At 69.9% G+C, this 11,059-nt stretch carries 15 protein-coding genes; 14 read left to right on the top strand and 1 reads right to left on the bottom strand.

Annotation, left to right across the window (positions count from 1 at the left end; genetic code table 11):
• Nucleotides 1-80: 80 nt before the first annotated feature.
• From VGD20_RS12965 to VGD20_RS12940, 6 genes are all read left to right on the top strand, one after another.
• A complete protein-coding gene (locus VGD20_RS12965; protein WP_331134847.1) occupies nucleotides 81-1,220 on the top strand; it encodes a phage major capsid protein in 1,140 nt (379 codons plus the stop codon).
• A 99-nt stretch (nucleotides 1,221-1,319) separates the two neighbouring features.
• Nucleotides 1,320-2,675 carry a tail fiber domain-containing protein gene (locus tag VGD20_RS12960; protein ID WP_331134846.1) on the top strand — a complete coding sequence of 452 codons (1,356 nt, stop codon included), beginning with the start codon at nucleotides 1,320-1,322 and terminating at the stop codon, nucleotides 2,673-2,675.
• Nucleotides 2,672-2,836, top strand: coding sequence for a hypothetical protein (locus tag VGD20_RS12955; RefSeq protein ID WP_331134845.1), 165 nt, complete (start codon nucleotides 2,672-2,674; stop codon nucleotides 2,834-2,836). The genes VGD20_RS12960 and VGD20_RS12955 overlap by 4 nt, the downstream gene beginning before the upstream one ends.
• A gap of 16 nt (nucleotides 2,837-2,852) precedes the next feature.
• Entirely contained in the window at nucleotides 2,853-3,134 is a 282-nt protein-coding gene (locus VGD20_RS12950; protein WP_331134844.1) for a hypothetical protein, read from the top strand.
• Nucleotides 3,134-3,679 carry a head-tail connector protein gene (locus VGD20_RS12945; RefSeq protein WP_331134843.1) on the top strand — a complete coding sequence of 182 codons (546 nt, stop codon included), beginning with the start codon at nucleotides 3,134-3,136 and terminating at the stop codon, nucleotides 3,677-3,679. Before VGD20_RS12950 ends, VGD20_RS12945 begins: the two co-directional genes overlap by 1 nt.
• Nucleotides 3,676-4,074: a DUF3168 domain-containing protein gene (locus VGD20_RS12940; protein ID WP_331134842.1), complete on the top strand. Its 399-nt coding sequence runs from the start codon at nucleotides 3,676-3,678 to the stop codon at nucleotides 4,072-4,074. Before VGD20_RS12945 ends, VGD20_RS12940 begins: the two co-directional genes overlap by 4 nt.
• Before the next feature lie 415 nt (nucleotides 4,075-4,489).
• Here VGD20_RS12940 and VGD20_RS12935 read toward each other — a convergent pair whose 3' ends face one another.
• The gene (locus tag VGD20_RS12935; protein ID WP_331134841.1) at nucleotides 4,490-4,825 is read right to left on the bottom strand and encodes a hypothetical protein; all 336 of its coding nucleotides are present in this window, start codon (nucleotides 4,823-4,825) and stop codon (nucleotides 4,490-4,492) included.
• Between the two features lie 49 nt (nucleotides 4,826-4,874).
• Between VGD20_RS12935 and VGD20_RS12930 the strand changes: the two genes are divergently transcribed.
• The 8 genes from VGD20_RS12930 to VGD20_RS12895 form a co-directional block, all read left to right on the top strand.
• Nucleotides 4,875-5,282 (top strand): phage tail protein, encoded by a 408-nt coding sequence (locus VGD20_RS12930; protein ID WP_331134840.1) that lies wholly within the window; start codon nucleotides 4,875-4,877, stop codon nucleotides 5,280-5,282.
• Nucleotides 5,279-5,587 (top strand): gene transfer agent family protein, encoded by a 309-nt coding sequence (locus VGD20_RS12925; protein WP_331134839.1) that lies wholly within the window; start codon nucleotides 5,279-5,281, stop codon nucleotides 5,585-5,587. Before VGD20_RS12930 ends, VGD20_RS12925 begins: the two co-directional genes overlap by 4 nt.
• Nucleotide 5,588: 1 nt before the next feature.
• Nucleotides 5,589-5,792, top strand: coding sequence for a phage tail assembly chaperone (locus VGD20_RS12920; protein WP_331134838.1), 204 nt, complete (start codon nucleotides 5,589-5,591; stop codon nucleotides 5,790-5,792).
• Entirely contained in the window at nucleotides 5,785-6,369 is a 585-nt protein-coding gene (locus tag VGD20_RS12915; protein WP_331134837.1) for a tail tape measure protein, read from the top strand. The genes VGD20_RS12920 and VGD20_RS12915 overlap by 8 nt, the downstream gene beginning before the upstream one ends.
• Nucleotides 6,369-8,690, top strand: coding sequence for a DUF2460 domain-containing protein (locus VGD20_RS12910; protein ID WP_331134836.1), 2,322 nt, complete (start codon nucleotides 6,369-6,371; stop codon nucleotides 8,688-8,690). The genes VGD20_RS12915 and VGD20_RS12910 overlap by 1 nt, the downstream gene beginning before the upstream one ends.
• Nucleotides 8,684-9,508 carry a DUF2163 domain-containing protein gene (locus VGD20_RS12905; RefSeq protein WP_331134835.1) on the top strand — a complete coding sequence of 275 codons (825 nt, stop codon included), beginning with the start codon at nucleotides 8,684-8,686 and terminating at the stop codon, nucleotides 9,506-9,508. The genes VGD20_RS12910 and VGD20_RS12905 overlap by 7 nt, the downstream gene beginning before the upstream one ends.
• Nucleotides 9,501-9,902, top strand: coding sequence for an NlpC/P60 family protein (locus VGD20_RS12900; RefSeq protein ID WP_331134834.1), 402 nt, complete (start codon nucleotides 9,501-9,503; stop codon nucleotides 9,900-9,902). Before VGD20_RS12905 ends, VGD20_RS12900 begins: the two co-directional genes overlap by 8 nt.
• A 13-nt stretch (nucleotides 9,903-9,915) precedes the next feature.
• The coding region (locus VGD20_RS12895) for a phage tail protein (RefSeq protein ID WP_331134833.1) at nucleotides 9,916-11,059 on the top strand (1,144 nt) is incomplete at its 3' end.

The raw sequence follows: 11,059 nt of genomic DNA, 5'->3' as shown, positions 1-11,059 counted from the left end.
GACCTGGCTGAAGTGAGTTTGGTGGCGGCGCCGATGCAGCCGCTCGCACGAGTAATTCAGGTGGTGAAGGAGTGACAGGCATGGACGATATGGAAGTGAAAGCCGACGCGCTCGACGGTGCGTTCGATGCGGTGCTGGCGGCCGAAGCGGTCGACGAGCTGAAGGCATCGGTGGCGGCGCTGCAGCGCCAAGTCGATGCGCAGGCGGTGGCGGCGTCGCGGTTGCCGCTCGACGGGGCGAAGGCCGCCGATCCGGCGCGCGATGCTTTTGTCGAGCGCTATCTGCGCCGCGGGATCGACGCCGGGGTCGAGATGAAGAGCCTGTCGGGCGCGACTGCGGCCGAGGGTGGCTATGCGGTGCCGCGCGAGATCGACGGCAGCATCGCGGCGACGCTGAAGACGCTGTCGCCGATCCGGTCGATCGCGACCGTCGTGCAGACGGGGACGAGCGGCTATCGTAAGCTGGTCGCGACGGGATCGATGGGCGCGGGCTGGGTCGGCGAGACCGCGGCGCGGCCCGAGACGGCGACGCGCAGCTTTGCCGAAATCGCACCGCCCACGGGCGAGCTTTACGCCAATCCGGCGGCGAGCCAGGCGATGCTCGACGACGCGATGTTCAACGTCGAGGACTGGCTGGCCGAGCAGCTGGGCCGCGAGTTTGCGGTGGCCGAGGGCAGCGCGTTCGTGAACGGCAACGGGACGAACCGGCCGAAGGGGTTCCTGACCTATACGACGACGAACGAGGTCGACAGCGTGCGCGCGTTCGGGACGCTGCAGCATTTGGCGACGGGCACCGCGGGCGCATTTCCGGCGTCGAACCCGCAGGACAAGCTGGTCGAGCTGGTCCATTCGCTCAAGGCACCGTACCGGCAGGGCGCCTGCTGGGTGATGAACTCCGACACGCTGGGCCGTGTCCGCAAGTTCAAGACGACCGACGGCGCTTTCGTGTGGCAGCCGGGGATGGTCGAAGGGCAAGCGGCGACGCTGCTCGGCTATCCGGTCGTCGAGGCCGAGGATATGCCCGACGTCGGCGCGAACAGCCTGTCGATCGCATTCGGCAACTTCCGCGCCGGCTATCTGGTTGCCGACCGCGGCGAGACGCGCATCCTGCGCGATCCGTTCAGCAACAAGCCCTTCGTGCATTTCTATGCAACCAAAAGGGTCGGCGGCGCGATCATCGATTCGCAGGCCATCAAGCTGATGAAATTCGCCGCCAGCTAAGCGGCTGGCGCGCGATGGGCGCCCGGCCGCGGTCTCTTTCCCTTTCGGACGGGGCCGGGCGCCAATTTTCCATGACATTCAAAGAAGGATGGCGCTGCCATGCCGACCCCCTTTTTCGCCGACCTGGTGCGCGAGTTGTGTCACGAGGGCGGGACCGGACCGCTGATGCCCACCAGCGCGGTTCCGGGCCATCGCCGATTTGCCGACGCCGTGCCGGCTGACGCGCAATTTCACTATGCCATCGCCGGCATCGCGCGATCGGAGGAATGGGAGGTTGGACTGGGGCGTATCGACAGCGCCGGACGTCTCGTGCGCGAGACCGTCGCGGCGTCCTCGAGCGCCGGTACGGCCGTCGATTTCACGCCGGGGCTGAAGACGCTGGCGCTGACCGTCGGTGCGGGCTGGTTCGCGGAGAGCGACGCTGTTGCAGCGAGCCTGAGCAGCGGACTCGATTCGAAGCAACCCTTGTCGACGACGCATGCTTCGGTTCCGGCCGGCGCCGCGAGCGACCTGTTGACGGTACGGCGCGGCAGTGGCTGGGCGAATCTTTCCCTGTCATCGCTGGTGTTCAAGGATGGCGGCGGCGTTTTTTCGGTCAACGGACCGCTGACCTGCACCTCGGGAAGCGCCGCGGCCCCGTCGATCAGTTTTTCCGCCGACACCAACACGGGTATCCACAACCCCGCAGCGGATGCAATCGGTCTGACGACGGGCGGTACCGAACGCGTCCGCATCGGCGCGACGGGCCACGTCGGACTGGGCACGACATCGCCTGCCGCACGCCTGCACGCCGCATCGTCCAGCACGAATACGGCCTTGATCCAGGGCACGTCGGCGCGCAACCTGTGGTCCTATGCCGACAGCGGCGGCGTGGGCTGGGGCGCCGGCGCCGGCGGCGCGGGTGTCGGCAATTATTCGGCTCTGCTCTATTTCCTGGATAGTTTGCAGCAGATCCGCTTCTATACCGCCGGATCCGAAAGGCTGCGCCTGACCGAGACCGGTCAGCTTTGTCCCGCGGCTGACAACAGCCTGTCGCTGGGCACCGGCGCCGCGCGCTGGTCGGTGCTTTACGCCGGGTCGGGAACGATCAACACGTCGGACGCGCGCGAAAAGACGTGGCGCGGCGCAGCGACCGACGCCGAGCTGCGCGCCGCGCGGCGGATCGCCGCCGAGCTGGGTTTCTATCAGTGGAACGACGCGATCGCGGCCAAGGGCGCCGACGGCGCGCGCTATCATTTCGGCGTTCGCGCGCAGGCTGTGTGGGCGATCATGGCGGACGAAGGTCTGGTCGATCCGACTGCCGCGGAGGGGCGTCCGGGTGCGACCCCCTATGCCTTCCTGTGCTGGGACGGATGGGACGGCGGCGATCGCTTCGGCATTCGCCCCGACCAGCTCGCGCTGTTCCTGATCGCCGCGCAGGAGCGGCGACTGGCGGCGTTGGAGGCCGCAGCATGATCGCGGGATCGGCGCTCGGGTCGCGGGCGATCGGCGACGTCGCGCGGCGCGACCTTGCGAGCGAATGGGGCGGTCCCGATCCGGGCGCCGGGCGCAGCCCGCGGCAGCGCGCGCGGATACTCCGCGAAACCGGCCGGCGCGTGTCGGTCCGCAAACCCTGAAACGGAGAGGAAGGCCATGACGATGATGGTGAAGGATCCCGGCGCGCGGATCGATTTCGAATTCGACTGGCAGGCGGCCTATCCCGACGGGCAGGCGATCGTCGCAAGCAGCTGGATGGTCGCACCCGACGAGCCGGGCGGGATCGCGGTGCCGGCGGCGGCGCACGACCTGGTCCAGGCGACCGCGACCTTGGCGGGCGGCATCGCCGGTCACGTCTATCGCATCACCAACCGGGTGACGATGAGCGACGGACAGGTCGACGAGCGATCGGTGACGATGCGGGTGGAGGAACGGTGATGACGACAAGCCTGTTGCCCGGCGAAGCGCCGGTGAGCCTGAACGAAGCGCGCGGCTGGCTGCGGCTGGGGTCGAGCATCGACGACGCCGTCGTCGCGCAGCTGCTTCGCGCGGCGACGAGCATTTGCGAGGCCTATATCGGACAGTGGCTGATCGTGCGGACGGCGGAGGAGATATTGACCCTGCGCGAGGGCAGGGCGCGATTGACGGCGCGGCCGGTGGTCGCGGTGGCGACGGTGGCCCTGATGCCCGCGGGCGGCGGCGAGATCGTGCTGGGGCCGGGCGATTATGCGCTGACGATCGCGCGCGACGGCGCGGCGAGGCTGGCGGTCGCGTTTCCGGGCGACGCCCGGCAGGCGCGCATTTCCTATCGCGCCGGAATCGCCGAGGGCGTCAACGGTATCCCCGAAGCAATCCGCCAGGGGATCGTCCGGATGACCCAGCATTTGCACGATGCGCGGGGCGGAGCGGGCGAGACGCCGCCGGCGGTGATCGCGGCGCTGTGGCAGCCGTGGCGGTTGCTCGGACTCGGGAGCGGGCGATGAGCAGCGCCGAGCAGGCGGTGCGCGCGAAAGCGTTGGCATCGCTGGCAGACGACGCCGAGCTGGCGGGCCTGGTCCATGGCATATTCGACGGCGCGCCGTCGCGCGCCACGGCCCCCTATGTCGTCGTCGGCGGGACCGAGGGCAGCGACTGGGGAACCAAGGATCGCGCGGGGCACGAAATACGGCTGACGCTGACGCTGGCGCTGGTCGGTGTCGGGAGTGGCAGCGCCGACCTGGCGGCGGCGCGTATCGAGGGCGTGGCCATGGGGCTGCGCGGAGCCGCCGGCGCGTGGACGGTGGTCGGCGTGCGGACGATCCGGACGCGCTTCACCTTCGCCCGCGACGGAGGGTGGCGGCACGAGATCGTCGTGCGGTGCCGGTGCCTGGCGGGGTAGGGGCAGAGATGAATATGGCCGGTTTCGACTGGAAGCTGCCCTTCATTCCTCCCTGTGGCGCAGCGATGGGGAGGTGGCAGCGCGAAGCGCTGACGGAGGGGCCTATGGCGCGAGGTTGCCGCCCCTCCACCATCGCCTGCGGCGACGGTCCCCCTCCCCATCGCTGCGCGACAGGGAGGATGGCTCCACTCGTCACCCCGGACTTGATCCGGGGTCCACGACTTCAGCGCTGCGATGGATCCCGGATCAAGTCCGGGATGACGAAGGACTGGAAACGGCCGATGTGACCCCCGGCGAAAGCCGGGGCCCAGTAGCGCCGTGGGGAGATGGGCCCCGGCTTTCGCCGGGGTGCACAAAAGGGACGGCTCGCCACCCCCATGGGACCGTTCGCCGCCCTTGCGGGCGACGATTCGCCTCACTCGCCCGGAAGCGAGTTGTTTGCTTTGTAATCCTTGAATTTTTCGGTGAAATTGGCGTGATAATCCTCGATCTGCATGTCGGCGTCTTCGGATGCGACCTTTTCGGAATCGCCCCCCGACCGGCCGAGCGCGATGACCGCGGCGCGGAACGCATCGCGTTCGGTCGAACAGGCGGCTTTGAGCGCCAGCTCATATTCGGCTTCTTCCATCTTGGCCTCGAGCGACTTTTTCATGTGGTCGCGCACGCATTTGGTGAAAGCGGCGCGCGTCGTGTCGACGGCGGCGGTCGGTGCCGGTGCCATGGCGGCCAGAAGCAATGTCGTGATCAGCATCCTGCGACTCCCCGTTTACGCATGATTTTTTGCTCAAGGAGATTAGACGATGGCAATCGAAAATGGGAGCGCTTTTCTGCTCAAGGTCGGCGACGGCGCCGCGCCGCCCGTCTATCGGACGGTCGCCGGGCTGCGCACGACCCAGTTGTCGGTGAACGGCGAGGCGGTGAACGTCACGACGAAGGATTCGGGCGGGTGGCGCGAGCTGCTGTCGGGGGCCGGGGTGCGATCGGTGTCGGTGAGCGCGGCAGGGATCTTTACCGGGTCGGATGCCGAGGTGCGGCTGCGCGGCCATGCGCTGGCCGGGACGATCGATCATTACGAGCTGAGCTTCGAAAGCGGCGAGCGGATGCGCGGGCGCTTCCTGGTCACGCGGCTCGACTATGCCGGCGATTATAACGGCGAGCGCAATTACACGCTGAACCTCGAATCGAGCGGCGCGGTGGTGAGCCTGTGAGCGCGAACGCATTGCGCGGCGAGGCCGAGCTGCGGGTTGGCGAGCAACTGTTCGTGCTGCGTCCGGCCTTTGCGGCGCTCGTCGCGGCGGAAGCCGAGCTGGGCCCGCTTTTCGCGCTCGTCGAGCGGGCGGCGGACGGGCGGCTGGGTCTGGGCGAGCTTGTCGCGCTGTTCTGGCACTGCATGAAGGACCGGCCCGGGACGCTGACGCGCGAGGCGGTGGGCGAGGCGGTCGCCCGGCAGGGGCTGGCGGCGGTGACCCCGGCGCTGCGCGTGCTGCTGGGGCAGATCCTGCAGGGACGTTGAGGTGGCGGGCGACCGGCTGGGTTCCGCGGCGGTCACGCTGGCGGGGGTGATGGCGCGCGTCGCGGGGTGGCGGCCCGACGAGTTCTGGGCGGCGACGCCCGCCGATGTGCGCGCGGTGCTGGCGGGCTGGACCGAGGCGGATGCCGATGCGCCGTTGGGCGGGGCGGCGCTGGCGGCGATGATGGAGAGATTCCCCGATGGGTGACGAGGTCGATGACATGGTGGTCGCGGTGCGCGCCGATACGGGTGCGTTCCGACGCGATATCGCGGTGCTGCGCGGCGAGCTCGAAGGCTCGCTGGGGGCAGGGGCCGATGCCGGTGGACGCGCGATCGAACGGGCGCTGTCGCGCGCGATCGTTTCGGGAAAGCTGGGCTTCGAGGATCTGAAGCGGCTCGCAATGTCGGTGATGGCCGATATCGCGCGCGCGGCGATTTCGAACGGCATCGGCGCGGCGATGGGCAGCGGCGGTACGAGCGGAAGCGGCGGCGGGCTGCTGTCGCTCGGCACGTCGATCGCGATGGCGCTGTTCGGCGCGCCGGGGCGCGCGACGGGTGGTCCGGTGAGCGCGGGGCGTGCCTATCGTGTCGGCGAGCGCGGACCCGAGCTGTTCGTGCCGACCGCGAGCGGGCGGATCGAGGCCGCGGGTACCGGCGGGGTGCGCAATATCGCGATTACCGTGAATGTGCGCGGAGAAGCGGCAAGCGAGCCACAGCGGCTGGCGCAGACGGGACGGCAACTGGCGCGCGCGGTGCGGCGCGCGGTGGTCGCCGGCGACGACTGATGGGGTGGGCGCTGGTGGCGGCCGAGCCGCATCATCGAAAGGGCTGGCTCAAGCGTTTCGATCCGCGGTTCTGGACGGTCGATTTCGCGCGGCCGATGATGGCGAGCGTGACGAGCGACGCGCCGGGCGCACTGCGCGTCGAGACGGTCTTTTACCGCAAGCAGGATCTGGCGGGGCTGATCTGGGAAAGCGAAGATCGCTGGGATCATCCGCTGCTCGCTTATGAAACGAAGCGCGATTTCCGGCACACGCGGCTGACGTTCCGCTGGCGGTCGGGCGGGGTGAAGCCGCTCGATGCGCTGCACGGGCCGACCTTGACGATCGAGGGGCGCGACGCGGCGGGGAGCCCGCGCGCCTGGTATGTGCGGCTGTGGAACTATGCCGTCGGGACACCGGAGGATGCCGTCGTCAGCCTCGATTTCGATTCGCTCGACGGCGGGTTCACGCTGCCGGGCGAGGCCGACCCGGTGTGGGCGGGCGATATCGACCGGATGTTCGTCTCGCTGGTGCCGCCGGGCTATGACGGCGGCGAAGGCGTGCTGGGAGCACCCGTCGCGGGCTGGGCCGAGATGAGTGCGATCGCCTGTTCGGGATCGGGCTCGGTGCTCGCGATCGGCGATGTCGTGATGCCCGAACACGCGCTCGGCATCGCGAGCGGCTATGACGACAGCTATCACCTGACCCCGGCGCGGCTGGTGCGGCAGATCGTCCAGCTCGGCTATCGCGGCGATGTTGTCCATTATGTCGGGATGAGCCATTATATGCGGCTCGAGGCATCGGGCGGCGGCTTTTATGCGAGCCTGGCGGGCGGCGTGCTCAATGCGCCGTGCGCGGCGTGGCATGCGGGGTTTGCGGCGGCGTGCCGCGAGGCGGGGCTGGGGGCGATCTGGTCGCTCTCCTACGAGCTCTTCGACGCTTATTGCTGGGGCGACTGGAAGCAGCGGGCAAGCGACGGTTCGCCCGCGCTGACCGGATGGACGCCGCCGTCGACGTTGCTGTCGCCGGCGAATGCGGCGGCGATGGGATATCTGCAGCTGGTCGCGCGGGCGTTTGTGGCGATTGGCGTGGCAGAGGGGCTGCCGCCGAAATTCCAGGTCGGCGAGCCCTGGTGGTGGATCGCGGGCGAGGGGCGGCTCTGCGCTTACGATGCCGCGACGACCGCGGCGCTGGGAGGTACGAGCGTCGCGATAGCCGACGTGCGCGGGGCACTCGACGCGGCGCAGCTGGCGATGCTCGATGCGCTGGGCGCCTTGCTGGCGACGTCGACCGCGGCGCTGGTCGCGGCGGCGCGCGACGAGGCGGGGGCAGTGGGGCTGGTGAGCCATCTGCTTGTCTATCTGCCGACGGTGCTCGACCCGGCGGCACCGGCGGCGCGGCGCGCCAATGTGCCGCCGGGGTGGGCGGCCCCGGCGTTCGATGTGCTGCAGCTCGAGGATTATGACTGGGTGACCGGTGGACGCGGGGCGGAGACGGCCGGCGCGCGGACGGCGATGGTGCTGCGACTCGGCTATCCAGTTGGCGAACAGCATTATTTTTCGGGGTTCGTGCTGTTGCCCGAACAGCGCACGCAGTGGGCGGCGATCGCCGATGCGGCCGATGGCGCGCGGCGTGCGGGGGTTGCGCGGACCTTCGTCTGGGCGTTGCCGCAGGTGGCGCGCGACGGCTTTGTGACATTCGACGGGGAGGATGCGGTGCAGGCTTATGATGCGGTGGACTTCCCGCTGGCAATCGGGCGCGAGGCGATGGTCGCGACCGAATTTTCGACGCAGATCGTGAGCTCGCCCGCGGGGCACGAGCAGCGTGCGAGCGAATGGGCCGAGGCGCGGATGCGCTATGATGCGGGGCCGGGTATCCGGTCCGAGGCCGACGTCCGGACGCTGGCCGACTTTTTCCGCGCGCGGCGCGGCGCGGCGCGGGCGTTCCGTTTTCGCGATCCGTTCGATTGCAGCTCGGCCGCCGATGGCGGGCTGCCGGGGGCGACCGACCAGATGCTGGGCGTCGGCGACGGGGCGCGGCGCCAGTTCGCGCTGGTCAAGCGTTATGGCGCCGGCGGTGCCGAGCAGGTGCGCAGCATCCGGTTGCCGGTCGAGGGCCGCGTGCGCGTGTCGGTCGACGGGCTGGAAACGGCGGCGTTTCTGCTGACCGGAGAAGGCGAGGTGCTCCTAGATGTCGCGCCGGCACCCGGTGTTGCGGTGCGTGCGGGCTTTCTGTTCGACGTGCCGGTGCGCTTTGCCGAGGACCGGCTGGAGGTAAGCCGCGCGACCTTCCTTGCGGGCGAGTTGGCGAGCGTGCCGCTGGTCGAGGTGCGCGCGCCATGGTGACGATGCACGCGGCGCCGGCCTGGCTGCGCGAGGAACTGGTGACGCTCGCGTGGTGCTGGCGGCTGGCGCGGCGCGACGGGGTCGTGATCGGGCTGACCTCGCACGACCGTGACCTGATGATCGGCGGGATAGTGTACCGCGCGGCGCCGGGGATGAAGCCGTCGGCGCTCGAAACGGGCGACAGCCTCGACGCCGCGACGATGGATCTGGAAGGCGCGATCACCAGCGATGCGATCGCGACGCGCGATATCGATGCCGGGCGCTGGGACGGGGCGGAACTGGAATTGTTCGTAACCGACTGGAGTGCGCCCGATGCGGCACCGGTTGTCGTCGCGCGCGGATCGCTGGGCGCGATCGAGCGGCGCGGGCCGGCCTTTGCAGCGGAACTGCAGGGCGTGACGCGGCTGCTCGACCGGCCGGTGTGCCCCGCGACATCGCCATCGTGCCGCGCGATGCTGGGCGACCGGGCGTGCCGCGCCGATCTTGCGCCGCGGACCCATAGGCGGCGGGTGACGGCTGTCGACGGGCGGATGGTGACGCTCGACGCTGTGGCGCCCGGAATGGCGTTTGGCGAACTGATGTGGCTGGAGGGCGGCAATTGCGGGCTCGCAAGCCCGGTCATCGGCGCCGAAGGCAGCGTGCTCCACCTGGCTGAAGCGCCATCCTTTGCGCCAGCGGGGCCGGTGCGCGTGCGGCTGACCGAGGGATGCGACAAGCAGCTCGCAACCTGCCGCGGCCGCTTTGCCAACGCGGCCAATTTCCGCGGCGAAGCGCATCTGCCGGGGAATGATTTGCTGACGCGCTATCCCGGTGGATGAGTTGGGCGCGCGCGCCTTTGCGGCGGCGCGGACGATGATCGGGTCGCGGTTCCGGCCGCAGGGGGTGGATCCGGCGACCGGGATCGACTGCGCCGGGCTGGTGTGGGCGGCTTATGCCGCGGCCGGGAAAAAGCTAGTGCGGCCGGTTGGCTATCCGCTGCGCGGCTGGTCGCTCGCGCAGGTCGAGGCGGGGCTGACGGCGGCGGGGTTCGTGCCGGCGCACGGCGCCATGCGACCGGGCGATGTCGTGCTGATCGCGTTCGACGCCGGACAGTTTCATCTGGGCCTGTCGGGGTCCGAAACGCTGGTTCATGCGCACGCCGGGCTGCGGCGGGTGGTGGAGGCACCGCTCGACACTGCGACGCGTGCGGCGGCGCGGTGGCGACTTTCATAAAAGGGGGACAGGCATGGCGACTTTGGTGCTGACGGTGGTCGGCGGGCTTGTCGGCGGACCGGCGGGGGCCGCGATCGGCGCGGCGATCGGCCAGCAGGTCGATGCCGCGATCTTCAAGCCCAAGGGGCGCGAGGGGCCGCGGCTGGCCGACCTGAAGGTCCAGGCGTCGACCTATGGCCAGCAGATCCCGCAATTATTCGGGACGATGCGCGTCGCCGGAAGCGTGATCTGGGCGACCGACCTGATCGAGCGCCGGAACAAGCGCGGCGGGGGCAAGGGGCGGCCGTCGGTGACCGAATATAGCTATGCCGTGTCGCTGGCGGTGGCGCTGTCGTCGCGGCGGGTTCGCGCGATCCGCCGGATCTGGGCCGACGGCAATCTGCTGCGCGGTTCGAGCGGGACGTTCCAGGAGCGCTGTACATTTCGCTGGTACGACGGGAGCGAGGACCAGGCCGTCGATCCGCTGATCGCATCGGCGGTGGGGATCGGATCGGCGAGTGCGTTTCGCGGCCTCTCCTATGCGGTGTTCGAGGAGCTCGAGCTCACCAGTTTCGGTAACCGCATCCCGTCGCTGACCTTCGAGGTCGAGGCCGATGCCGGGAACGTCGATGCGGGGACGGTCGGAAACCTGCTGCTCGAAGCGCCGGGGCGCTGTACCGGCGAATGGCCCATTGCAGGCTATGCGGCCTCGGGCGACCGTGCGCGCGATGCGCTGGCGCCGCTGTTCGAGGCCGACGGCGTGCGGCTGATAACGGCGCCCGACGGGTGGCGACTGGCGTCCGTCGTGCCGGGCGGTGCGCCGCCGGCGCTCGGCGATTTTCGCGAGGCGCGGCGGATCGAGGCGGCGAGCGACCTGATCGAGCGCCGCCGCGCGCCCTTGTCGTCGCTGCCGGGCACGATCCGCCTGCGGCATTACGAACCCGGTCGCGACTATCAGCTGGGCCAGCAGTCGAGCCGGGTCGCGGGCGGCGGGATGCGCGAGGAGCGGATCGACCTGCCAGCGGTGCTGCCAGCGGGATCGGCGCGCGCGCTGGCGCAGCGACTTGCGACCGCTGCGGCCGACGGGCGTGAGACGCTGGTCTGGCACGCCGACCTGGCGGCGCTGGCGCTGGCCGTCGGGCACGTCGTGACGCTGGCCGACGGGAGCGCATGGCGGC

This window comes from Sphingopyxis sp. (assembly GCF_036402335.1).
GTDB lineage: Bacteria > Pseudomonadota > Alphaproteobacteria > Sphingomonadales > Sphingomonadaceae > Sphingopyxis.
This window is presented reverse-complemented; position numbering and strand designations above follow the sequence as displayed.